The 22006-nt window shown below is 42.4% G+C and carries 28 protein-coding genes; 20 read left to right on the top strand and 8 right to left on the bottom strand.

Annotation, left to right across the window (positions count from 1 at the left end; translation table 11 throughout):
* The first annotated feature begins 90 nt into the window (after positions 1-90).
* From FTT72_RS02200 to FTT72_RS02180, 5 genes are all read left to right on the top strand, one after another.
* Positions 91-1251, top strand: a complete 1161-nt coding sequence (locus FTT72_RS02200; protein WP_168377871.1) for a homoserine O-acetyltransferase — start codon at positions 91-93, stop codon at positions 1249-1251.
* Positions 1251-1844, top strand: coding sequence for a methionine biosynthesis protein MetW (gene metW / locus FTT72_RS02195; RefSeq protein WP_180105474.1), 594 nt, complete (start codon positions 1251-1253; stop codon positions 1842-1844). Before FTT72_RS02200 ends, metW begins: the two co-directional genes overlap by 1 nt.
* Positions 1841-2431 carry a tetratricopeptide repeat protein gene (locus FTT72_RS02190; protein ID WP_078189669.1) on the top strand — a complete coding sequence of 197 codons (591 nt, stop codon included), beginning with the start codon at positions 1841-1843 and terminating at the stop codon, positions 2429-2431. Before metW ends, FTT72_RS02190 begins: the two co-directional genes overlap by 4 nt.
* A gap of 103 nt (positions 2432-2534) precedes the next feature.
* On the top strand, positions 2535-3158 hold the full coding sequence (rdgB, locus tag FTT72_RS02185; protein WP_180055642.1) for an RdgB/HAM1 family non-canonical purine NTP pyrophosphatase: 624 nt from the start codon (positions 2535-2537) through the stop codon (positions 3156-3158).
* A gap of 65 nt (positions 3159-3223) precedes the next feature.
* Positions 3224-3517, top strand: a complete 294-nt coding sequence (locus FTT72_RS02180; protein WP_180177782.1) for a hypothetical protein — start codon at positions 3224-3226, stop codon at positions 3515-3517.
* Between the two features lie 36 nt (positions 3518-3553).
* Here the strand turns inward: FTT72_RS02180 and FTT72_RS02175 are convergent, their stop codons facing one another.
* A complete protein-coding gene (locus FTT72_RS02175; protein WP_180109056.1) occupies positions 3554-4435 on the bottom strand; it encodes a permease in 882 nt (293 codons plus the stop codon).
* Positions 4436-4576: 141 nt separating this feature from the next.
* Between FTT72_RS02175 and tatA the strand changes: the two genes are divergently transcribed.
* From tatA to FTT72_RS02155, 4 genes are all read left to right on the top strand, one after another.
* Positions 4577-4798, top strand: a complete 222-nt coding sequence (gene tatA / locus FTT72_RS02170; RefSeq protein ID WP_078189673.1) for a Sec-independent protein translocase subunit TatA — start codon at positions 4577-4579, stop codon at positions 4796-4798.
* Positions 4799-4810: 12 nt separating this feature from the next.
* Positions 4811-5287, top strand: a complete 477-nt coding sequence (tatB, locus tag FTT72_RS02165) for a Sec-independent protein translocase protein TatB (RefSeq protein WP_078189674.1) — start codon at positions 4811-4813, stop codon at positions 5285-5287.
* Positions 5284-6054 (top strand): twin-arginine translocase subunit TatC, encoded by a 771-nt coding sequence (gene tatC, locus FTT72_RS02160; protein ID WP_180113544.1) that lies wholly within the window; start codon positions 5284-5286, stop codon positions 6052-6054. Before tatB ends, tatC begins: the two co-directional genes overlap by 4 nt.
* Positions 6055-6274: 220 nt before the next feature.
* Positions 6275-8491, top strand: a complete 2217-nt coding sequence (locus tag FTT72_RS02155; RefSeq protein WP_180010200.1) for a PhoX family phosphatase — start codon at positions 6275-6277, stop codon at positions 8489-8491.
* A 40-nt stretch (positions 8492-8531) separates the two neighbouring features.
* Here FTT72_RS02155 and FTT72_RS02150 read toward each other — a convergent pair whose 3' ends face one another.
* Positions 8532-9311 (bottom strand): NRDE family protein, encoded by a 780-nt coding sequence (locus FTT72_RS02150; RefSeq protein ID WP_218946139.1) that lies wholly within the window; start codon positions 9309-9311, stop codon positions 8532-8534.
* A gap of 93 nt (positions 9312-9404) precedes the next feature.
* Here FTT72_RS02150 and lgt point away from each other — a divergent pair, with 93 nt between their 5' ends.
* From lgt to FTT72_RS02135, 3 genes are all read left to right on the top strand, one after another.
* A complete protein-coding gene (gene lgt, locus FTT72_RS02145) occupies positions 9405-10217 on the top strand; it encodes a prolipoprotein diacylglyceryl transferase (protein ID WP_180007176.1) in 813 nt (270 codons plus the stop codon).
* Between the two features lie 156 nt (positions 10218-10373).
* The gene (locus FTT72_RS02140; RefSeq protein WP_180007175.1) at positions 10374-10766 is read left to right on the top strand and encodes a hypothetical protein; all 393 of its coding nucleotides are present in this window, start codon (positions 10374-10376) and stop codon (positions 10764-10766) included.
* The gene (locus FTT72_RS02135; protein ID WP_180177781.1) at positions 10767-11135 is read left to right on the top strand and encodes a hypothetical protein; all 369 of its coding nucleotides are present in this window, start codon (positions 10767-10769) and stop codon (positions 11133-11135) included.
* Between the two features lie 21 nt (positions 11136-11156).
* Here the strand turns inward: FTT72_RS02135 and FTT72_RS02130 are convergent, their stop codons facing one another.
* On the bottom strand, positions 11157-11669 hold the full coding sequence (locus tag FTT72_RS02130) for a peptidoglycan amidohydrolase family protein (protein ID WP_168377881.1): 513 nt from the start codon (positions 11667-11669) through the stop codon (positions 11157-11159).
* Positions 11670-12228: 559 nt separating this feature from the next.
* Between FTT72_RS02130 and thyA the strand changes: the two genes are divergently transcribed.
* The 5 genes from thyA (at position 12229) to msrA (ending at position 16008) form a co-directional block, all read left to right on the top strand.
* Positions 12229-13071, top strand: a complete 843-nt coding sequence (gene thyA, locus FTT72_RS02125; protein WP_078189681.1) for a thymidylate synthase — start codon at positions 12229-12231, stop codon at positions 13069-13071.
* Positions 13072-13170: 99 nt separating this feature from the next.
* On the top strand, positions 13171-13683 hold the full coding sequence (locus FTT72_RS02120) for a dihydrofolate reductase (protein WP_168377882.1): 513 nt from the start codon (positions 13171-13173) through the stop codon (positions 13681-13683).
* A 27-nt stretch (positions 13684-13710) separates the two neighbouring features.
* Entirely contained in the window at positions 13711-14781 is a 1071-nt protein-coding gene (locus FTT72_RS02115) for a DUF4105 domain-containing protein (protein ID WP_180177780.1), read from the top strand.
* Positions 14782-14865: 84 nt separating this feature from the next.
* Complete coding sequence (locus FTT72_RS02110; protein ID WP_180065323.1) at positions 14866-15324, top strand: META domain-containing protein; 459 nt, start codon at positions 14866-14868, stop codon at positions 15322-15324.
* A 159-nt stretch (positions 15325-15483) separates the two neighbouring features.
* Positions 15484-16008, top strand: a complete 525-nt coding sequence (msrA, locus tag FTT72_RS02105) for a peptide-methionine (S)-S-oxide reductase MsrA (RefSeq protein ID WP_180010195.1) — start codon at positions 15484-15486, stop codon at positions 16006-16008.
* An 87-nt stretch (positions 16009-16095) separates the two neighbouring features.
* Here msrA and FTT72_RS02100 read toward each other — a convergent pair whose 3' ends face one another.
* The 5 genes from FTT72_RS02100 to FTT72_RS02080 form a co-directional block, all read right to left on the bottom strand.
* Positions 16096-16500, bottom strand: a complete 405-nt coding sequence (locus FTT72_RS02100; RefSeq protein WP_078189686.1) for a biopolymer transporter ExbD — start codon at positions 16498-16500, stop codon at positions 16096-16098.
* On the bottom strand, positions 16500-17123 hold the full coding sequence (locus FTT72_RS02095) for a MotA/TolQ/ExbB proton channel family protein (protein ID WP_168377886.1): 624 nt from the start codon (positions 17121-17123) through the stop codon (positions 16500-16502). Before FTT72_RS02095 ends, FTT72_RS02100 begins: the two co-directional genes overlap by 1 nt.
* Positions 17124-17153: 30 nt before the next feature.
* On the bottom strand, positions 17154-17918 hold the full coding sequence (locus FTT72_RS02090) for a TonB family protein (RefSeq protein ID WP_180177779.1): 765 nt from the start codon (positions 17916-17918) through the stop codon (positions 17154-17156).
* Positions 17919-18128: 210 nt separating this feature from the next.
* On the bottom strand, positions 18129-18995 hold the full coding sequence (purU, locus tag FTT72_RS02085) for a formyltetrahydrofolate deformylase (protein ID WP_078192727.1): 867 nt from the start codon (positions 18993-18995) through the stop codon (positions 18129-18131).
* Positions 18996-19074: 79 nt separating this feature from the next.
* The gene (locus FTT72_RS02080; RefSeq protein ID WP_168377888.1) at positions 19075-19776 is read right to left on the bottom strand and encodes a TetR/AcrR family transcriptional regulator; all 702 of its coding nucleotides are present in this window, start codon (positions 19774-19776) and stop codon (positions 19075-19077) included.
* Between the two features lie 116 nt (positions 19777-19892).
* On the opposite strand from FTT72_RS02080, the gene FTT72_RS02075 reads away from it, so the two are divergent.
* The 3 genes from FTT72_RS02075 to rpmG all read left to right on the top strand — a co-directional run bounded on the left by FTT72_RS02075 (position 19893) and on the right by rpmG (position 21908).
* Positions 19893-21341, top strand: coding sequence for a coniferyl aldehyde dehydrogenase (locus FTT72_RS02075; protein WP_180177778.1), 1449 nt, complete (start codon positions 19893-19895; stop codon positions 21339-21341).
* A 162-nt stretch (positions 21342-21503) separates the two neighbouring features.
* Positions 21504-21740 carry a 50S ribosomal protein L28 gene (gene rpmB, locus FTT72_RS02070; RefSeq protein WP_000048256.1) on the top strand — a complete coding sequence of 79 codons (237 nt, stop codon included), beginning with the start codon at positions 21504-21506 and terminating at the stop codon, positions 21738-21740.
* A 12-nt stretch (positions 21741-21752) separates the two neighbouring features.
* Complete coding sequence (gene rpmG, locus FTT72_RS02065) at positions 21753-21908, top strand: 50S ribosomal protein L33 (protein ID WP_001205031.1); 156 nt, start codon at positions 21753-21755, stop codon at positions 21906-21908.
* The last annotated feature ends 98 nt before the right edge of the window (positions 21909-22006 follow it).

The following is a 22006-nucleotide window of genomic DNA, read 5'->3' as shown; positions in this document are numbered from 1 at the left end:
TATCAAATAGCAATAAAATGACTTTAGAAGGATACCCTCAAGTGGTATCCTTTTATTATTCATACTAAAGATTTAAGGCGAATTATTCCTGTGTCTTTTCCAGCTGACTCAGTGGGCTTAGTTACCCCACAAAAGTTTATTTTTGAAGAGCCGTTAGAGCTCGAATGCGATCGCATACTCCCACGTTTTGAGCTCATGGTTGAAACTTATGGCGAACTGAATGCAGACAAATCTAATGCAATTTTGATTTGTCATGCACTGTCAGGCCATCACCATGCTGCAGGTTATCATCATGAAGATGACCGTAAGCCGGGTTGGTGGGACGCATGTATTGGACCAGGCAAAGCCATTGATACGTCAAAATTCTTTGTCGTAGCACTAAATAATATTGGCGGCTGTAGCGGTTCTACTGGACCGACCTCTCCAAATCCTGAAAATGACAATCGCCCTTATGGTCCTGATTTCCCATTAGTGACTGTCCGTGACTGGGTCAAAACCCAAGCCATGTTGTCTGATCGTTTAGAAATTCAGCAGTGGTATGCGGTGATTGGCGGCTCTTTAGGGGGCATGCAAGCTCTACAATGGTCTGTGGACTATCCAGATCGTTTACAAAAGTGCGTGATTATTGCCAGTACACCAAAACTGTCTGCGCAAAACATTGCCTTTAACGAAGTGGCGCGTCAGTCGATTTTGTCTGACCCTGATTTCCATGATGGTCGCTATTTAGAAAATGATAGTTATCCTAAGCGAGGTTTGATCTTGGCCCGTATGGTGGGTCATATCACTTACCTCTCTGAAGAAGCCATGAAACAAAAATTTGGCCGTGACTTAAAGTCAGGTAAATTTATGTATGGCTTTGACGTCGAATTCCAAGTCGAAAGTTATTTGCGTTATCAAGGTGAGCAATTTAGCCGTAACTTTGATGCCAATACCTATTTGATCATGACCAAGGCTTTAGATTATTTCGATCCATCACGTGAATATGAGCAATCATTAAAAACCGCGATGTCTAAAACCAAGTGTCAATTTTTAGTTGTTTCATTTACAACGGACTGGCGTTTTACTCCTGCTCGTTCGCAAGAAATTGTAGATGCATTAATTAGCAATCATAAGCCTGTGAGCTATGTGGATATTGATGCTGAACAAGGCCATGACTCTTTCTTGTTCCCGATTCCGTTATATGTGAAAAGCTTACGTGCATTCCTAGGCGGTGTAAAACACCTGCAAGAAACACCGAAGGAGACCAACTAATGCGTATTGATCATCAACTTGCTGAACGTTGGATTAAACCAGATTCAAGCGTACTCGATTTAGGGTGTGGTGACGGTGAACTGCTTGCACATATGAGCAAAAAGCACAATATTCGTGCATATGGCTTAGAAATTGATCAAGAAAAGATTGCAATTGCAGTCAGTCGCGGGTTAAATATCATCCAACAGGACTTAAACTTAGGTTTAAGTCGCTTTGCCGACCAGTCTTTTGACTATGTGGTTATGGCACAAGCCTTGCAAGCTGTAGATGCACCAGACGTTCTCTTAAGAGACATGGTGCGTGTGGGGAAACAGGCTATTATTACCTTTCCAAACTTTGCACATTGGAAGACTCGTTCTTTCCTTGCATTAAAAGGAAGGATGCCCGTTTCAGACGCGTTACCCTATATGTGGTATAACACGCCCAATATTCATTTATGTACTTTCCGTGATTTTGAAGCGCTGTGTGCTGAAAATAACATCCGGATTATTAACCGACTTGCCGTGAATGGGGATCAACAAGACAGTTTACTCAGTAAACGTCTCCCAAATCTATTTGGTGAAGTCGCAATTTATCGAGTGAGCGCTCTATGAAAAAATTATTATTAAGCACGACGCTACTGATTGGACTTTTTAGCATACAAGCCCATGCGGATTATGTTGCTCCATCATCTTCAGTTTCTAGCCAAGCTGCACAATATTCAATTATGGATATTCACAGCTTAAGTAAAGCTGCTAAAGCAGGTCAGCCCGGTGCTCAGTTTTACTTAGGCACTAAATATCAACAAGGTAAAGACGTTGCAAAAGATGAACGTCAAGCTTTTGCATGGTATAAGGCTGCTGCTGATCAAGGTTTATCTGCAGCACAGCTTAATGTAGGTCGTATGCTTGCAGATGGCATTGGGACTAAAAAAGATGAAGCGCTTGCTCGTCAATATTTCGAAAAAGCAGCCAGCCGTGGTGATAACCGCGCAAGCTTTAACTTAGCCATGATGGAAGAGCAAAAGAAAAACTACATGGGTGCATACCAATGGTATGAGCTTTCTACCCGTGATGGCATGCTCGACAACAAAGTGATTAGCTTGTCTGAAGGTAAGAAAACTGCTTTGGCAGCCAACTTAAGCCAAGACCAAATTCGTCAAGCACGTGACCGTGCAGACAAATGGATTCAAGCGCAATAAGTTTTTGAATCTTAAAAAGCACCTTCGGGTGCTTTTTTATTGCCTGTCAACCACAGCATCTTGTTAAAATAGCCTCAAATCTTGTTTTATGGTGAATATTCACATGGCTTCAACTGATTGGTTATCTCAAGGCACTTTGGTGCTTGCAAGTAATAACAAAGGCAAAATTGCAGAATTTGAAAAAATGTTTGCGGAACTGAATTTGCCTGTTGAAGTGATTCCTCAAGGTCAATTAAACATTGAAGATGCCATCGAAGACGGTCTAAGCTTTGTTGAAAATGCCATTATCAAAGCGCGTCACGCATCGAAAATTTCAGGCAAGCCAGCCATTGCAGATGATTCTGGCATTTGCGTTCCTGTACTCGGTGGCGCACCAGGGATTTACTCTGCGCGCTATGCAGGTGAACATGGCAATGATGCCGCTAACAATGCCAAGTTGCTTGCTGACCTCAAACCGCTCCGTAAAGAGGGTGAAGCAATCGAAGGTATGTTTGTATGTGTCTTGGCTTTGGTCCAACATGCAGAAGACCCACTCCCACAAATTTTCCAAGGGGTTTGGCGCGGTGAAGTGATGGAAGCAGCACGTGGTGAAAATGGCTTTGGCTATGACCCACTGTTTTGGCTGCCTGAACTAAACGTTTCTAGCGCTGAATTATCAAAAGAAGAAAAAAATAAAATCAGCCATCGTGGTCAGGCGATGAAATTATTTAAAGCAAGTTTGAAATAATTTGCATTGGAGTTAATCTTAATGCCAAAGATTAACTCCAATCCCTGAATAAAAATAGAATAATTATGGAACTTCAACCGATACAGATCATATGCAACGCTTGCCATCACACTTCAACTGAAATCCCGACACGCTCTTTTCTTGGTTTTCAAAAACTAAGCTGCCCTCATTGCCAGGCGCAACTGACCTACCCGCTCACCTCAGGCTTTCGTACCACTTACGCTATTTTGGCAGTGTTGATCGTACTGTCGATCATGCTTAATCTGTCGCAAGGTCAAATTGGATTTCCAGGCCTGATAGGTATCGCGATGATATATGCCCTCGTGCGTGATTGGCAGATTCGCAAACAGCTCAAGTAGTCGCCCTTTACGGGCATTTATAATTCACTTTTCATCTTAAAGCGAAAAAAGATGCAAAATTAACCCATAAAAACTGACGACGATGCAGCTCATAATCGTGCCTGAAGCAATATAACGCGCCGAAGTGCCTGTTCCTTGATAATGCGTTTCTAAAGCCACAATATTCGCTGCAGGGGGTAAGCAAAAGAGCATAAACATCACCCCAATATATTTCTCGATCTGGGGAATTGGAAGAAAGGCATAACTCAAACTACAGATCACCGCGCCAACGGTGAGTTTCATCGCATAAATACGACTACTGTTAATCAGATCACGCCATTGTACCTTGGTTTGACGCAGCCACATGCCTAAGACACACATTCCTGTGAAACTCATTCCAATTTTTGCAGCCTGATACAGCCAATCTAAGATCTGATGTTCTTCTAAATGTTGTAATCCAACTATTCGACAGACACCTGCAATCATCAAGGCAAATACAGGCGGTGACATCGCCACTTTTTGAATCACGCTCGACCATGGTAGTTGGGCTGAACTGACGGCTGTAACAGCCCACATATTGCCAAAGATAGAACCACCGACATACAAAGCCACCATCGCTGCACTAATTTCAGGGCCGAACAATGCTAATGCAAAAGGAAAACCCAGCCAAGCCAAGTTCAAATAACTGACACACAAGGCACGTAAACTATCTTTTAACAGCCAGCGAAATAAATAAAACATCAGCACGGCAACACTAAAGCTAAAGAGCATCAGCGCTAAACTGCCTGCTTGATAGAACACCATGTTGTAGATGATTACGGCTGGAATAAAACAGCGTGCAAGTAAGCTAGAAAAAATCGATTTGAGCGATGCGGTTCCTGATAATGATGCCAATCCGAGGCCACTTAAAAAACCCAATATCGGAAGAAGAAACGCCACTACACCACCCTCACTGCTCAATCCATGCATAGTAACACTGAACATAAGCTTCGCGGCTGTCTTTAAACTGCAACATCTTGGTCACTTCACTGTCATCTACAACTGCTGAAATGTTGTGCAAACCAACAAGAGGATAACAAGATGGCTGGACTATCGATTTGGCATGTACTGATTTTTGCAATTGTGGTGATTTTACTCTTTGGTACCTCTAAGCTAAAAAACTTGGGTAAAGATGTCGGCGGCGCGGTCAAAGATTTCAAAAAATCGATGCGTGATGAAGACGCAGCAAATACGCAGCTTAATGAGCCTCGCACGCTAGAGCATGAAGCTCAAAATAAAACCAATTCCTCAGTTCAAAGCTAAGGGGTTGTCATAATGCTTAATATTGGTATTAGCGAATTACTGGTGTTCAGCATTATTGCGCTGATCGTACTCGGCCCAGAAAAACTGCCTGAAGGTATCCGCTTTGCAGGTAAATGGTACGGGAAAGTTAAACGACTGATCAGTAACGTGCAAACAGATATTGACCGTGAACTTCGCATGTCCGAACTTCGTGAAGAAATGCAAAAAGAAATGCAACGTATTCAACAGCTCGAAGCGCGTATGCAGGCGCAGATGAATGAATTGCAACAAACGCAACACCCCATAGAACAGACTGCGCAAAAACAACAAGAAGCCGTCCTACCTGACAATAAAAATTTATCCCCACGTTATCAGTACATCGAACGTGGTCAGAGCACGATCTTTGCCGTGGCTACACCCCAAATGAAAAAAAAGCACGAGATTAAAACAGACCAAGCTCCTACATTAAGTTCGACCGATGCATTAGCAGAATATCAGGTGGCCGTATGACAGATCTTTCACTGAATAATTCACAGAACACTGTGCCTGATTTGGAAGAAATGCCAATCACCAAACATTTGGTGATTTTGCGTCGGCATTTGATCAAAATTACAGGACTCATTTTGATTCTGTTCTTTTGTTTATTGCCCTTTGCCAATCAAAGCTATCAATTGATGTCAGAGCCACTGCGTGCTCAACTGCCAATGACCTCATCCATGATTGCAACGGATGTAACCGCCACCTTTATGGCGCCGTTTAAGCTGAATTTCTTTGTCGCGCTAATGCTCGCGATGCCCTTCGTGATTTATCAACTTTGGGCCTTCATCAAACCTGCACTGTATGAAAAAGAGCGGCATTTGGCGATGCCCTTATTATTCGGCAGTATCGTCCTCTTCTATGCCGGAATTGCATTTGCCTATTGGGTTGCCCTGCCCTCCATCCTACATTTTTTTATGAGTGTTTCCCCTGAAACAGTCGCCCCAATGACGGACATCAATAGTTATTTAAGTTTCTGCTTAAAGCTTTTTTTGGTGTTTGGGCTGACCTTTGAAATTCCCATCATCACGCTAATTTTGATTTTGATCGGGGTGGTGTCTACTCAAACCTTGGTGGAGAAGCGTCGTTTTATTATCGTCGGCTGTTTTTTTGTCGCCATGTTTGCCACGCCACCCGATGCGCTTTCGATGATCATGTTGGCCATTCCCATGTGGATGCTGTTTGAGCTGGGTTTATTCTTTGGCAAGCTGATTGAAAAACGACGTGCATCTGCACCTTAAACAAACTTATTTTTCGACAATTTTGGTGAGTTTTACACCTAAGAGGCTATCTCAGCCTCTTTTTTTATGCGCCCATTTAATGTTTTGCAATTTTCATGCAGCGAAATCTAAACGCCTATTTCATCAGTTTGCAACATTAGCTTCAAAGCATTGTCATATTTTATCGATAGTTTTATGTGATCAACTTTTACCCAGCACACCTTTGCCAGGATTTAAATTCATGACAAACATGCCATATAACGAAGATCAAGAACTTGATAACAACACTTCGGATAACCTTCATTTTCGTGACATTTTAGAACAGCGCATCAGCCGTCGTAGCTTGATTACCAAGACTGCGAGTGGTGCAGTCGCACTTGCATTGGCATCTTCATTAACGGGGTGTAATGATGACAATGACTCAGATTCAAATAGCAATACCAAACCACCTGTCACTGATCCAAATCAAAAACCGACCAAGTTCAATTTCACACCAGTGAAAAAGAATTTAGACGATATTGTGACTGTTCCTGAAGGCTATCAAGCGCATGTGCTATATGCGATGGGTGACTCGATTAACCCTGCATACCCAGCATGGGATGATAACAATGTTCCTTCTGGCCCGAGCTTCCAATTCCGCTCTGGTGACTGCCATGACGGTATGAGCTTCTTTGGTTTAAATACCACCTCTGGACGCTATGATGCCAAGCAGTCAGACCAAGGTTTGTTGGTGATGAACCATGAATACATCAATCCAACCTTCTTACACCCACAAGGCCCAACCAAAGTGGAAGGCCGTCGCCCTGAAGATGAAGTCATTCGTGAAGTCAATGCACACGGTGTTTCTGTTATTCAAATTGAAAAAGACAGCAAGACTCAAGCCGTCAAACTAGTACAAAACTCTCCATTTAACCGTCGTATCACAGCATCGACCGTAATGGACTTTAAAGGTCCTGTTGCAGGCTCAAGCTTAGTCAGCACGAAGTTTTCAGCCAATAGTCAACAAACCCGTGGTACACACAACAACTGTGGTAATGGTTATACCCCTTGGGGCACTTACCTGACGACAGAAGAAAACTTCATTGGTTACTTCGCTCGTGCGAAAGAAGATGATGCCAAACGTAGTCCTGCTGAAATTGTGGCACTCAACCGTTATGGCCTAAAAGCGGGTGCAAACTCACGCTATGGTTGGGAAACGGCGATTGGAAGTAATGAGTCACAAGATTTATATGACCGTTGGTCAGCGAATGTTACCGGTACTCAGGCAGCAGAAGATTATCGTAATGGTCCAAACACCTTTGGTTGGATTGTCGAAATCGACCCATTTGACCGTCGTGAAAACCCCGTAAAACGTACAGCACTGGGTCGCTTTGCACATGAAGACTGCCGTGCAAGTCGCTTACGTGAAGATGACAATCTTGCATTTTACATGGGTGATGACTCACGCGGTGAATACATCTATAAATTTGTATCCGACCAAAAATGGAATAAAAAAGATGTCAACGGTGGCTATGCTGCAGGTGACAAATACATGAACAACGGTAAGTTATACGTTGCCAAATTTAACAATGACGGCAAAGGTCAATGGATTGAATTGAGCTATAACGTCAATGGTTTAAACCAAAGTAACAGCGTTTATCCGTTTAGCTCACAAGCAGATGTGCTAACCTTCGCACGTCTTGCCGCAGATGCTGTCGGTGCTACCAAAATGGACCGTCCTGAATGGGTCGCTGTGCATCCAGACAATGGTGAAGTCTATGTGACCCTCACCAATAACTCGAACCGTGGTACGACGCATGCACTAGATGCTGCCAACCCACGTAACTACACCGACCCTGAAGGTGGTAAAGGCAACGTCAACGGTCATATTATCCGTTTCCGTGAAGATGGTGATACAACCACAGCACTCAGCTTTACTTGGGATATCTACCTGTTTGGTGCTGAAGCAAAAATGGCGAGCAACATTAATTTATCTGGTTTAAATGACAACAATGACTTGTCATCACCCGATGGGATGTGGTTCGACCCACGTGGTGTGTTATGGATTCAAACCGATGACGGTGCTTATACCGATACCACCAACTGTATGATGCTTGCTGCGCTTCCGGGTCAAGTCGGTGACGGTACGAAAGCCACGACCTCATCGGGTCAAGAAACCATTGTGGGGGCAAAACTGAATGACGAAAACTTACGTCGCTTCCTGACTGGACCAAAAGAGTGTGAAATCACAGGTGTGACCATGACACCTGACTACAAAGCGATTTTTATCAATGTGCAACATCCCGGTGAAGATTCAGCATCCTATGCTGAACCGACCAGCCACTGGCCTGCATCACAAACCAATGCAGCAGCCACCTCACGTCCACGTTCTGCAACCGTTGTCATCACCCGTAAAGATGGTGGTGTGATTGCTGGCGAAGCGGTAGAACAAGCTCAGCCAACACAAAAAACCGCATAAAACACCTTTAAAAAATAAGCCGACGAATCGTCGGCTTTTTTTATACCTTTAAATGCACTTGTATCTGGGTGATCTGTCCTTGTTGCTCACCCTGCTGCTGTTTTTCCTGCCAATGCCACTGTGAATCCCGCATACACAATAAATTTGAACAGCGGGTGCCATACACCGGACTTTGAATAAAGGTTGAAGACAGCAAATGTTCCATTTCCGCCTGAATCCCAGTATTGGGTAACAATGATGGAATGATTTTACGTTCATCTTCCAAAATATCCCACGCAGCAGCGTCTATATCCGCCTGTGGTTGCTGGCTTTGTAGCATCGGCAAAAATTCTTGAGTGAAACGTTTGCGTAAATGTCGGGTCTTTTCCCAATGTTCAGTCATTAAACCATTGGATGTGACATACACCCCTTTGGCTAAGACTTGTGGTGCTTCACCGCGATTACTCATATAAACGGCTTGAGTGGCATCGCCAACGAATAAATTAAAGCCAGCATAATTACATTGGATTTGTTCCAGTGCTTGCGCAAACCGAATGGGCGTTTGCTCAGATTCTAAAAATTGCTGAATCAAAGCGCCACGTGAAGTGGGATATGTGGTCTGATCACGACCATCACGAAAATTGGTCACAATCGCCCAACGCCCTTGAGCGGTTATCCCCATCCATGTTCCACCAGACTGTAAGTCCTGCCCTGCAATAATCGGACTATCTACCCATTGCTTTAGGCCTGCCGTCGGTCGATGATAAAACTCATCACGATTCGAAATCAGGCAGAGTGGCATGTCATCCAAGACCTGCCAAGCAAAAGCCACAATGCACATATTCAACTCTCAATATCTTTACACATTGAATGTACAACATTTTTCAGCGCATTCAGCTAAAATCTGTGCAAAACATAATGACAAGGAACAGCAATGCTGACATATCCAAATATCGACCCTGTGGCGATATCACTGGGGCCACTACAAGTTCACTGGTATGGTCTGATGTATTTATTGGCCTTTTTATTTGCATGGGGCTTGGCAAGCTACCGCGCAAAACAACGTGACGGCTGGAACGCAGAAATGGTCTCTGACCTGATTTTCTACGGTGCATTAGGTGTCGTGATTGGTGGACGCTTTGGCTATGTCTTCTTTTATGGTTTCGATCAGTTCCTTGCCAACCCATTGTGGCTATTCCAAGTTTGGACAGGCGGCATGAGCTTCCATGGCGGTTTCCTTGGTGTCATGATTGCCATGTTACTGTGGTGCAAGAAATATAAAATGACTTGGTTCCAGACCCTCGACTTTATTGCACCCTGCGTTCCGACAGGCTTAATGTTTGGTCGTATTGGCAACTTTATTGGTGGCGAACTATATGGTCGTGCAGTGACTGACCCAAATTTTGCTTTCGGTATGATCTTCCCAACCGATCCACTTCAGTTGGTGCGCCATCCGTCGCAGCTTTATCAAGCACTCTGTGAAGGTTTAATTCTGTTTATCGTGCTGTGGTGGTTTAGTTCAAAACCTCGTCCACGTTATGCCGTTTCAGCCTTGTTCCTTATCGGATATGGTATCGCACGCTTCACCGTTGAATTCTTCCGTGAGCCGGACAATGGTCAACTGTTCATCGGATGGATGAGTAAAGGTCAGTTCCTGACAGTTCCGATGATTCTGATTGGCCTATGGATGATGTGGTATGCCTACCAGAAAAAAATCTATGACTGGGGTCCACAAAAAAATCATTAATATTTTATAATTGTCTTTAAGCAAGCGAGGTCTAAGCCTCGCTTTTTTATGCGCTGAAATTTATTCCTTCATACGCATTTACTCCACATGAAGTGACTGAATTAGACAACTGATCTGTGCTAAAGTTTATTCAGCTTATTTTTAAACTATCGATCCATGCTTGAATTTTGGTTTAACCCCAGCGTTTCTGTACTTAAAAAAATCTTGTTTTTTATTGCGATGGCCGTACTGACCGGTGTTCTGTATTGGATGGAACCCCTAACACTTCAAGCCATTCTAATGTTCATGGGTACAGGCGTCATTTTCCTGATTTGTCGTTATTGCAAGATTCATTTTGCAGCAAAAAACCCAACTGGTTTACTCTATCGTTTATTGACGTGGATTCCGATTGCACTGCTGTTAGCATTGGTTTTTATCAACATGAATAAGGGTGAAATTCTGATTCCGGGTGCTCAAGGCATTGGCTTTATGGCTTTGGCGATCTGCCTGCTTTCCCCGATTTCACTGCTGAATAAAAACGAGAAAACTTCGCCCGAAGGTAAAGTTTAAATGCTGACGTTTTGGTATTCTGAGCGCTGTAACCGACAAATCAAGCTCATCATTTGTATCAGTACCTGTGTGCTTATTTTTCTATGCGCTGAACAAAAACAACTAGATCTCCGCTTTGCGGGCTTCAGTTTAGCCATTGGTATGATGATTGATCTGCTTTATAAGCTCAGACAAGACAAACTAAAAACACTGTCTCCGTCATTAAAATGCGGTTTGGCTAGTTTGCCAATTTTATGTTTAGTGTGCTTAATTTATTTTCTACCCAATGAGCAACGCTGGATTTTAGCGCTGCAATGTGTGGGCTTTGCTGCAATTGGATTATTTATCGTCTCGATCTACAGTCAGCGTGCAAAAAGGTTTGAAGACTAACCTTTTTTGCAGCCATGGGCTTTAATCTGCTAAGCGGTAATAGCTGTATTTCACATTTGGAGTTCGATAGACCGCATAACCCGCTTGACGATAATCAGATACCCAGTCCTTACCTGAATATGCTGCGATATGACCATAACGGCTACTTTGATTGCGGTCGATAATATAAATATCGCCTTTCTTTGGTCGATCAAACGCTAAATTAATTTTTTGATAACCAATTTTTTGTAATGTGCTGCCCCAGTCTGCTGCGGCAACGGGGTGACCGTTAAAACGTGCCCCTGCGGACTCAAGTGCTAAACGAACACTGCGGGCACATTTCTGAGTACTTCTTTGGCGGGTAATGCCTTGTAAAAATCCAGTCAAACGATCGATATCGATACGCTGACCATTGCGGGATACCACATTTTTAGTCGCTGCTTTTTGAGTGGTATTGGACTTGCCCGTATTTTTACTCGCCTGAGAACGAATTATGATATTTGCCTGAACTGGAGCATGCACTTCACTCAAGTTTACATTGTGATCATAAGCCATTCTTTAACCCACACTCCCGCCTATATTTAGGCATTCAAAAATTTTAACGAGGGTGATAGTACCGCGTAAATCATGTTTTTTCATGTAAAAAATGTAAGATTTCTTAAAACAAATCTTACATTTAAATACGACCGTCTATTTTTAATTCAAATAGATTTATTTTTTATATCAAACTCTTAATCAAAAATAGTTGTTCAATATCACCTCTTCATAATGAGAAAAATCACGTTTATTTTTTAATCAAACTTATCTGTATTTTTTTCAACACTGCGAAAGAAGCATCTCTCAATATGTAAAAAATAGAGCTTCGTTTTCTAAGCTCATGCTTGATTTAACAGACATATTGTCTCGTTAACACTTGATGTAGTTGTTATAAATAGACGTCTTCAGCTCAGGCAACTCAGCGCTTGTTGCCTGCAAAATTTGGTCATCACCCAATAAACACCGTATGTTTTGGATTTTTTAAACCTGACTATATTCAAGCGCCCATCACAGTTCCTTCCACACGCAAAACAAGCTAATATGTGCCACAAGAAATTTAGCAAATTATGAGAGAGACATGCGCCAGTATTTAGACCTTTTACAACACATTCTCGACAACGGCGGCGACAAGGGCGACCGTACGGGTACGGGAACACGTTCTGTATTTGGTCATCAAATGCGCTTCGATCTTTCTCAAGGTTTCCCTTTACTCACCACCAAAAAAGTTCATTTCCGCTCTATCGTGATTGAACTGTTGTGGTTCCTTAAAGGCGATACCAATGTTCAATATTTGCAAGACAATAAAGTTTCCATTTGGGATGAATGGTCTACAGCAGAACAAACTGCGCGTTTTGGTCGTCCTGCTGGCGAATTAGGTCCTGTTTACGGTCATCAATGGCGTAATTTCGGTGCAACCAAAAAAGCCGATGGCCTATATGAACAAGATGGTTTTGACCAAATTAAATGGTTGGTCAATGAAATCAAAACCAATCCTAACTCTCGTCGTCTAATCGTGTCTGGTTGGAACCCAAATGAAGCAGGTAATGTTGCATTGCCACCATGCCATACCTTGTTCCAATTTTTTGTCCAAAACGGAAAATTATCTTGCCAATTATATCAACGTAGTGCTGACGTTTTCCTAGGTGTGCCGTTTAACATTGCCAGCTATGCCCTGTTAACACACATGATTGCACAAGTTTGTGGTCTTGGTGTGGGCGACTTCGTTTGGACCGGTGGGGATACACATTTGTATGCCAACCATTTCGAACAAGCGCAGTTGCAACTGACACGTGAACCAATGGGTCTGTGCCAATTAAAACTCAATCCTGAAATCACCGATCTTTTCGATTTTAAATTTGAAGATATTGAAATTGTAGGTTATGAATCACATCCTGCAATTAAAGCCCCTGTTGCGGTTTAATTTCAGAAATCCCAAGTGAAAAGCAAAATCCCGCTTTACCTCAAGCGGGATTTTGCATTCTAATAGACGACAAATAATTCGGCTATTTGAGTTCAAACTATGGCATTTCAAAATTTAGAAATCGTGCACGTTGTCGCTATGGATCAGCAGCGCTGCATTGGTAAAGGTAATGATTTGCCGTGGCATATTTCTGCCGATTTACAGCACTTTAAAGCCATCACCCAAGGTGGTGTAGTGGTTATGGGACGCAAAACCTTAGAGTCTATGGGACGTACCCTTCCGAAGCGTGTCAATTGGGTCATTACACGAGATAGCAATTGGTCATTTGAAGGCACCAAAGTCGCATATAGTATCGACGAGGCGTTAACGCAAGCTGTTGCTGATGTCGCAAGTTCAGAAAAACCAACGAGTTTGTTTATTATTGGTGGTGGTGAAATTTTTAAGCAAACCATCGGCATCGCAGACCGTTTAGAACTCACGCATGTTGAACTGGATGTTCAAGGTGATGCGCATTATCCTGAAATTCCTGCGGACTTTCAAAAAGTGGCGTCAGAACAACATATCGACGACAAAACTGGGATTGCTTTTGAGTTCGCAACTTACCGAAAATAAAGAAAAATCTTAAGCTAAAAGAAAAATATGCAACAGAGTGACCAACAAGCAATGTTCAAAAAAATAGGGCGAAGTATTCTTCATGCTCTATTTAGTGTGTTTGTCCTCTGTTCTTCGATTTGGCTTTGTGCTGCCCTGTGGATACAGCAACCGGCAGGCTGGTTAGGCAGTCGCATTATCATTGGAATCTGGATTGCTTTTGCCCTGAGCATTTTAGGCATCTATATTACCCAACACTTTTTTAGCCGTCGTAAAGATGTCTTGATTTATATAGTGGGCTTTATTTGCGGTCTATTTTGGTATTTTGGCATGGAAGCGCGTCAAGATCGTGAATGGAATCCTGAAGTAGCAGAAATTCTGCATTATGAAAAGCAAGGTAATCTCGTCACCTTACACAATGTGCGTAATTTCGACTGGCATGCCGATGGCAGCTATACCCCGCGTTGGGAAACCCGCCAATATGACCTGAGTCAAATCAATGGCGTCAACATCATTACCTCGTATTGGATGGGGCCGCAAATCGCCCATACCTTGGTCAGTTTTGATTTTGCTGACCGACCACCGCTGACATTTTCGATTGAAATTCGCAAAGAGAAAAACGAAGAATTCTCTGCGATTGGTGGTTTTTTCCGTAAATATGAACTAAGCCTCATTGCATCAGATGAAAAAGATATTATCTATACCCGCAGCAATACACGCGGAGAACAGGTCTATTTCTTCCCCGTAAACATGCCAAAATCTGAAATGCAGGCGCTGTTTATTGAATATCTACATAAAGCCGATGAACTGCAGACTCAACCCAAATGGTACAACACACTCACTAGTAATTGTACAACACTGGTGTTTGACATGATTCAAGCGGTTTCCAAACATCAACTTCCAACTGATTACCGCTTATTTGCATCCGGTTATTTGCCGAATTATTTGCACGACCTCCATGCCATAGACCAAAATTGGGATATGAAAACATGGTATCAAAAAGCCCATGTTAACCCCCGCGTCTCTCAAATTAAGCAACTGAGCAGTGAACAATATTCGAAGTTAATCCGACAAGGTTTGCCGCATTCACAGTCTAATCCAAGCGCCAATCAATTGTAATTCTTAAATATTGATACAAATATGGCTAGCTTATCTGTGCGATATTTGCTTAGATAATTGAAATGCTTCCACGGGGAAATTCCGATGCTAAAACAAATATTTGTTGCTGCAACTTTGGTTTCAACTTTAGTGGTGACAGGCTGTGAAAGCATGCCTGCACAAGACAACACCATAACTGAAAATTTAAACCTATTACAAAACCGTACTTGGATTGCCACTCAGATTGGCAACACCCCAATCAAAACAGCACCCAATGCGCATAATATTCCAAGCATTCAATTCGATGCGGCTTCAAAACGTGTCTCAGGTGCAGACGGCTGTAATCGTATAATGGGCGGCTATAATGCTGGCAAAGACACCATAACGTTTGGCCCGATTGCAGCGACACAGATGGCTTGTCTCAATAACAATGGGCTAGACCGACTGTACCATGCAGCACTCGAAAAGGTAACGCATTATCAAGTTTTTGGAAAAACTTTGAAATTACTAGACCGTCATGGCAATTTATTAATTCAATATGAAAGCGCCGTTCAACCGCGTTAAATCATTTTAAAAGTCTGCTTCGGCAGACTTTTTTATTCACTGTTCAGTCATGCCAGAGACATTTAATGCACATAAACTTGTGATTAATATACAGACGTACATTGCAGTTTTTAGCTATAACCCCATATTAAACATCAGGGAACAAGATAGGATTTCACTATGCAACAAGCGGTATTTGGTGGTGGATGCTTTTGGTGTGTAGAAGCAGTTTTTCTACAACTTCAGGGCGTGCAAACAGTTGTCAGTGGTTATGCAGGGGGAATTACTCAGCATCCAAGCTATGAGCAAATCTGTGAGGGAAATACCCAACATGCAGAAGTCATTCAGATCAATTTTGATGACAGCCAAATCAGTTTTAGCCAATTGCTGGATGTATTTTTCGCAACCCACGATCCCACTACGCTGAACCGTCAAGGCAATGATGTCGGTACCCAGTATCGCTCAGTGATTTTCTATCAAGACGAATCACAAAAGCAAATCGCTGAACAACGTATTGAAGAATTAAAAGCTGAAGGCATCAATATCGTGACTGAACTGAGTCCAATGCCGACCTTCTACCCTGCCGAAGAATATCATCAGAACTTCTTTGCGCGTAACCCAAACCAAGGCTACTGTAATTTTTCAATACCACCTAAACTCATGAAATTACGTAGCAAATTTCAAGACCTACTCAAATCTGAGTGATCTAATTAAACAGCATCTATTTTCAAAATAGAGACATAAAAAAAGCGACATTTCAGTCGCTTTTTTTTAGTTATCTTTGCTCAGTGCTTAGTTATCACTGGCAAAGGCGATATCGCTGAGTCCGGCTCCACTCGCACGCGACATCACTTGTGCAACTGTGTCATAACGTGATTCTTTATCAGCTTTTAATACCAATGCAGGCTTACGTTCTTGCTGACCAGCTGTATTTAGACGACTTTCTAAATCTTCGAGCGTGACAATATCACCATTCCAAGCGATATCACCCGCTGAGTTAATGCTGATGGTTACGCTTTCAGGCGGCAGATCAATCACTTCTGCAGTCGTTTGTGGCAAGGTTAATGGAATTGATGGGTTGGCAACAGTCGCAGTCACCAAGAAGATGATCATCAATACCAACATAATATCGATGAGCGGAATGAGGTTCATCTCATTCATGCCAGCATCGTTGTCTTCACCCAATTGAAAAGCCATTAAGCTTGACCTCCAGCTAAACTTTGCTGTGCAGTTTTCACGTCTTCTTTCTTCGCAGCAGAATCTTGTTGCAACATCGTGTCAATCAATAAACCATGTGCTTGATCTTGCAATTCATTCGACAGTGTACGGTTAAAACGAACACAGATGTTATAAGCCAAAACCGCAGGAATCGCCACAGCCAAACCAAGACCGGTCATGATTAAGGCTTCACCAACTGGTGTTGCTACTTGTGCAAGACCTGCTTGACCGCTTTTTCCTACTGCTACAAGGGCATGAAAAATACCCCATACTGTACCGAACAAACCTACGAACGGTGCAATTGAAGCAATCGTACCCAATACAGATACGCCTTTTTCAGCATTAGCTTTTTCTACCGAAATTTGACGTAGTAATGCTTGTTCAGCCACAGCCTTACGTTGTTCAAAAGCTAAAGGAGCAAATTTCGCTTTCAGTTTGCTTAGTGCATCTGCAAGGTGGTTATATGCCACTTGCTTGAGCTGACGTGTGCCCATAATACGAAGAACGAAGATCGTCCAAGTCGCAATCGACATTGCAAGTAACACGAAATACAGTGTTTTGCTGACTGCATCTGCATGTTGCCAATAAACTGAAAAGTTCATATTCGAACTCCTAATGGGTTAGCCGGAATCTTAATTAAGTTTAAAGTTGAATGGTTGATCAACTCGCGTCGGAGTTGCCACACCATTATCAATATATTTGGATAAACGTGCACGCTTCACTGCATCAGTCACTTTACGGTTTACAGCAGCGCCACAAGTCGAGTTTTTAATCGTTGCTGATTCGACTTTACCTTCAGCACTTGCAGCAATCGCAACTTCAACTGTACACGACGCTTTTAATTCACCATTTTCAAATTGAACATTCGGTTTCTTAATCCAACTGACACCATTACCAATGCTCACAGTTTTAGGTGTCGGTGGCGCAGGTGGTGCTGGAGGCGCAGGTGGTGGTGCAACAGGTGCCGGAGGTGTTGGTTCAACACGAACGACTTTCGTTTCAGAAACCACAGTTGAAACAACAGGTGTTGGTGGTACGTTTTTGACCGCTTCAACAGTTGGTTTCGGCGCATCTTTCTTTTTCACCTGTTCCACTTTTTCCACTTTCTTCGGTGGAGGTGGTAAAGGCTTATCTACAATTTTGACTTCTTTTGGCTTTGGTGGCTCTTTCTTCGGTTCTGATTTTGGCTTCGGAGGTTCTGGTTTTTTCTCTTCAACAATCTTCACAAAGCGAACTTTAATCGGATCTTTTTCGATCGGTTTAAGTTCTGGTGCTTTCATATTGCTGACCGCCCACAATACCCCCATATGCCCTACCACAACAGCGAGAAGCGCAGTAATGATTTTCTTTTTCATCGGGTTAGGTGATTGCATCATTGGAGCGGGAGATTGACTCATTAAACTCAGTTACCTTGAAGAAGCGATTGCATTTATTTTGTCAAAAATACAATCATGCTCATCGGTTAGCACAATTAAAGTACGGCAATAATAAATGAGAAGTGTTTTCATTTGCAACTATTAATTCGTCAGATTTAATGACTTTTTTTAATCATAATATAAAAAAGGCATACCTAAAGTATGCCCTTTTATTCAAAAATTCATCTCGTTTTATTGAAATACAACAGTTTTATTACCATCGACAATAATACGATCTTCAAGATGCCATTTGACTGCACGTGCGAGTACATTACGCTCTACGTCCTGACCTAACTCACGCAATTGTTCAACGGTAAAGTCGTGACTGACACGCTCTACGTCTTGCTCAATAATCGGACCTTGGTCAAGATCAGCAGTCACATAGTGCGCTGTTGCACCAATCAGTTTCACGCCTTTTTCATGCGCTTGCTTATATGGGTTCGCACCAACAAAGGCTGGGAGGAATGAATGGTGAATGTTGATCACTTTCATTTCCCATTTTTGAACAAATTCTTCGTCTAAAATTTGCATATAACGAGCAAGAACGAGTAAATCATTGCCTTGCATCAACTGATCAATTTGCTCATAAGCTTCACGTTTGTTTTCTTTATTCACAGGAACAACTTCAAACGGAATACCGAAATTTTCTACAGATTCACGTAAAGCATCGTGGTTAGACACGACTTTGGTGATTTCACATGGCAAACCACCACGTGCATGACGCCACAACAGTTCAAGCAATGCATGGTCAACTTTAGACACCAAGATACCGACTTTCTTCACATCACTGACTAAAGCTAAACGCCAGTGCATGTTGTAACGCTCAGCAACATTGCTCGCAAATGTTTGAGTTAGACTTTCTTTACGGCTTTGTAAATTGTCCAATTCGAACTCAACACGCATGAAGTATCGCCCCCCTTGAGCTTCAGTCGCGTATTGATCAAGTGCGGTAATATTTGCTCCCTGATGATACAAAAAGCTCGATACAGCTTGCACAATCCCTGGTTTATCTTCACAGGTAATGAGTAAGCGTGCTGTGTTAGCGGTCGACATATTCATGTTGGTTTATATCACTAATCAGTTAAATTGAAAAAAGAGCCGAGTATTCTAACGCTTTTTAAAGCCAGACTAAATAGTCTTATTCAGTAACCTGATGCTTTGCGTTTGAAAGACTTGCAAATAAGTCCGACGGCCCTAAAGTTTCGAGCAATCGCTCATAGGTTTCACGGCTTTCACCACGTAGATATGCACCTTCTAAGAACACCATTTGTCGTAGTGCTTGCCACACCCATTTTTCTTCCAAAGTGTTTGAGTCAGTAATATGGCCAGACATATAAAGGAAGTTGGTCCAGTTGGTCAGCACGATCCACAAGTTAATGGTTAAGGCCTCAATTTCAGAATCGGTCATCTGCATTAAGCCTGCGTCAACAAAGGCACGATAAATTTTCTGCCCTTGTTGCATGACTTGACCGGCAAAACGTGGATACATTTTGCGGAAATCTTCATTATTTTCGACCAAGTGATAAACATCACGATGTAAAAAGCGATAAGCCCATAATTGGCTACTTAACACTTGGAAATAGCGAATTTTATCATTGGCATCAAGCTGACGATCATCAGGAAGCGCTAACATTTCTAGCGTTTCATGCTGATATTGCTCCATTAATTCCTTAATAATTTCACTTTTATTTCGGAAATGGTAATACAAGTTACCTGGGCTCATTCCCAGTTCAGCAGCAATATGATTGGTTGTCACTGAACGCTCGCTACGCTCATTAAACAACTGCAAACTCAGCTGCAAAATACGTTCTTTCGTTTTTAAGGTTTTGGTGTGAGACATCCTAAAACAACCATTTATTTCAAAGCATTAGAACACTAACACATAAAGTAACTTGACTATTTAGAGTATTTGCTCTAAAAATTAATTAATCGCTAATTTGGATATGGTCGTGCGACATGAATAGTCAGACAAAAACAACTTCAATGACACCACATTCTTTTGATCACCAGCATCTCAACAATATGTTGGAACAGCAGAAACAAGCGTATTTACGTTACCCATTGCCTACAGCGAAGGAACGTATTGACCGTTTGGCTCGGCTTAAGCGTATCTTAGTTAAGTATCAAGATCAATTTGCTGATGCAATTAATCAAGACTATGGTAACCGTTCTATTGGTGAAACCAAGATTGGTGAGTTGCTCACATGTCTTGAACACATCAAATATTATAGCAAGCATTTGACAGACTGGATGAAACCATCCAAACGCCATGTCGGAATTATTCATCAACCTGCAAAAGCATGGGTGCAATATCAACCGCTTGGTGTCGTCGGCATTATTACGCCATGGAACTACCCACTGCTTCTTTCTATAGGCCCACTGATTTGTGCTTTGGCTGCGGGCAACCATGCCATGATCAAAATTTCGAGTGCCTCTGCGGCATTCGGTGATGTGCTAGAAAAAGCTCTCGCAGAAGCATTTCCTCAAGAATTGGTCGCAGTCGTCAACGGTGGTGGCCCAATTTCAGATGCGTTTAGTCACCTTGCCTTCGACAAAATGATTTTTACTGGCTCCACCAATGTCGGTAAAACCGTCATGGCGGCAGCGTCTGAAAACTTAGTTCCGGTGATTTTAGAATTAGGCGGAAAGTCACCTGTATTGGTTCATCCGTCTATTGACCTTGCAGATGTCGCACAGCGTCTTGCGGTTGGTAAACTTTGGAATGCAGGTCAAACTTGTGTTGCACCTGACTATGTGTTCTTACCTCGTGGTAAAACAGCTGAATTTTTAGATCACTATAAAGTGTGCGTTGAAGCCATGTACCCAAGTATTGCCCAAAATCAGGACTACACCTCGATTATTAATGACAAGCAGTACAACCGCCTACAAGGTTATTTAGAAGATGCGCGTGATCAAGACGCACAAATCATCAGTTTTAACCCACAAAATGAAGATGTGGACGCTGTACGTAAAATTGCACCGACTGTTTTAACGGGTGTCACTCCAGACATGCAAATTATGCAGCATGAAATTTTCGGTCCGATCCTTCCGATCATGGAATATGATCAAATTGACGAGGTTATTGCTTTTATTAATAGCCGTCCTCGTCCACTTGCTTTATACTATTTCGACTTTGATCAGGCACGTGCCGACTATGTCGCAACACGTACCCATTCAGGACATTTCGGACAAAACACGGTATTAACCCATGTTGCTCAAGATGACCTGCCGTTTGGCGGTGTGGGGGCTTCGGGTATGGGGAAATATCATGGTCCAGAAGGTTTCTTCAGTTTGTCGCATGAACGCTCGGTGATGTCGAATCCAAAACTCTATAGTTTGAAATTCATTCTTCCACCGTTCAATAAGCCGATCCACAAACTGATTTCGAAGACACTTCTTCGATAAACGATCAAGGCATGAACGATCACACTAGGTGATCGTTCGTTTTATGCAAAATCGCTTGTCTTTTAAGCGCATTTTTGATATAAAACGCCCCTTGAATGAATTCAATGTTTTTTTTGACTGGCCATACAGATTTGCTGTTGGCTAAATCAATGGAGTTACACCATGTCTAAGGTTTGCCAAGTTACCGGCAAGCGTCCAGTCGTTGGTAACAACGTCTCACACGCCAACAACAAAACTAAACGCCGGTTCGAGCCGAACCTGCATCACCACCGTTTTTGGTTAGAAAGCGAAAAACGTTTCGTACGTCTTCGTCTAACTACTAAAGGTATGCGTATTATCGACAAATTGGGCATCGAAAAGGTTGTTGCTGACCTACGTGCTCAAGGTCAAAAGATCTAAGGAGCTACGAACATGCGTGATAAAATTCGCCTAGTTTCTTCTGCTGGTACAGGTTATTTCTACACTACCACTAAGAACAAACGTACTATGCCGGAAAAAATGGAAATCAAAAAATTTGATCCAAAAATCCGTCAACACGTAATCTTCAAAGAAGCTAAAATCAAATAATTTTAGTTTTTTGAAAAAAACGACCTGCTTAGGTCGTTTTTTTTTGCATTTTTTTTATTCGAATTGCTAAACTTTCAAAATGCTTTTGGCACTTTTTG

It is taken from the genome of Acinetobacter sp. YH01005, assembly GCF_013420465.1.
Taxonomy (GTDB): domain Bacteria; phylum Pseudomonadota; class Gammaproteobacteria; order Pseudomonadales; family Moraxellaceae; genus Acinetobacter; species Acinetobacter amyesii.
The sequence above is the reverse complement of the archived record's forward strand: the minus strand, read 5'-3'. Positions and strand labels throughout refer to the sequence as shown.

Bases quoted from the DNA above. Each gene is read 5' to 3' on its own strand.
- FTT72_RS02100 (WP_078189686.1), bottom strand. From the start codon at position 16,500: ATGGCTTTTCAATTGGGTGAAGACAACGATGCTGGCATGAATGAGATG.
- rpmG (WP_001205031.1), top strand. From the start codon at position 21,753: ATGCGTGATAAAATTCGCCTAGTTTCTTCTGCTGGTACAGGTTATTTC.
- FTT72_RS02180 (WP_180177782.1), top strand. From the start codon at position 3,224: ATGGAACTTCAACCGATACAGATCATATGCAACGCTTGCCATCACACT.
- FTT72_RS02190 (WP_078189669.1), top strand. From the start codon at position 1,841: ATGAAAAAATTATTATTAAGCACGACGCTACTGATTGGACTTTTTAGC.
- FTT72_RS02135 (WP_180177781.1), top strand. From the start codon at position 10,767: ATGCTGACGTTTTGGTATTCTGAGCGCTGTAACCGACAAATCAAGCTC.
- FTT72_RS02130 (WP_168377881.1), bottom strand. From the start codon at position 11,669: ATGGCTTATGATCACAATGTAAACTTGAGTGAAGTGCATGCTCCAGTT.
- FTT72_RS02115 (WP_180177780.1), top strand. From the start codon at position 13,711: ATGCAACAGAGTGACCAACAAGCAATGTTCAAAAAAATAGGGCGAAGT.
- msrA (WP_180010195.1), top strand. From the start codon at position 15,484: ATGCAACAAGCGGTATTTGGTGGTGGATGCTTTTGGTGTGTAGAAGCA.
- thyA (WP_078189681.1), top strand. From the start codon at position 12,229: ATGCGCCAGTATTTAGACCTTTTACAACACATTCTCGACAACGGCGGC.
- FTT72_RS02155 (WP_180010200.1), top strand. From the start codon at position 6,275: ATGACAAACATGCCATATAACGAAGATCAAGAACTTGATAACAACACT.
- purU (WP_078192727.1), bottom strand. From the start codon at position 18,995: ATGAATATGTCGACCGCTAACACAGCACGCTTACTCATTACCTGTGAA.
- FTT72_RS02140 (WP_180007175.1), top strand. From the start codon at position 10,374: ATGCTTGAATTTTGGTTTAACCCCAGCGTTTCTGTACTTAAAAAAATC.
- tatC (WP_180113544.1), top strand. From the start codon at position 5,284: ATGACAGATCTTTCACTGAATAATTCACAGAACACTGTGCCTGATTTG.
- FTT72_RS02095 (WP_168377886.1), bottom strand. From the start codon at position 17,123: ATGAACTTTTCAGTTTATTGGCAACATGCAGATGCAGTCAGCAAAACA.
- FTT72_RS02080 (WP_168377888.1), bottom strand. From the start codon at position 19,776: ATGTCTCACACCAAAACCTTAAAAACGAAAGAACGTATTTTGCAGCTG.
- metW (WP_180105474.1), top strand. From the start codon at position 1,251: ATGCGTATTGATCATCAACTTGCTGAACGTTGGATTAAACCAGATTCA.
- rdgB (WP_180055642.1), top strand. From the start codon at position 2,535: ATGGCTTCAACTGATTGGTTATCTCAAGGCACTTTGGTGCTTGCAAGT.
- tatB (WP_078189674.1), top strand. From the start codon at position 4,811: ATGCTTAATATTGGTATTAGCGAATTACTGGTGTTCAGCATTATTGCG.
- FTT72_RS02150 (WP_218946139.1), bottom strand. From the start codon at position 9,311: ATGTGCATTGTGGCTTTTGCTTGGCAGGTCTTGGATGACATGCCACTC.
- lgt (WP_180007176.1), top strand. From the start codon at position 9,405: ATGCTGACATATCCAAATATCGACCCTGTGGCGATATCACTGGGGCCA.
- FTT72_RS02075 (WP_180177778.1), top strand. From the start codon at position 19,893: ATGAATAGTCAGACAAAAACAACTTCAATGACACCACATTCTTTTGAT.
- FTT72_RS02120 (WP_168377882.1), top strand. From the start codon at position 13,171: ATGGCATTTCAAAATTTAGAAATCGTGCACGTTGTCGCTATGGATCAG.
- tatA (WP_078189673.1), top strand. From the start codon at position 4,577: ATGGCTGGACTATCGATTTGGCATGTACTGATTTTTGCAATTGTGGTG.
- FTT72_RS02110 (WP_180065323.1), top strand. From the start codon at position 14,866: ATGCTAAAACAAATATTTGTTGCTGCAACTTTGGTTTCAACTTTAGTG.
- FTT72_RS02090 (WP_180177779.1), bottom strand. From the start codon at position 17,918: ATGAGTCAATCTCCCGCTCCAATGATGCAATCACCTAACCCGATGAAA.
- rpmB (WP_000048256.1), top strand. From the start codon at position 21,504: ATGTCTAAGGTTTGCCAAGTTACCGGCAAGCGTCCAGTCGTTGGTAAC.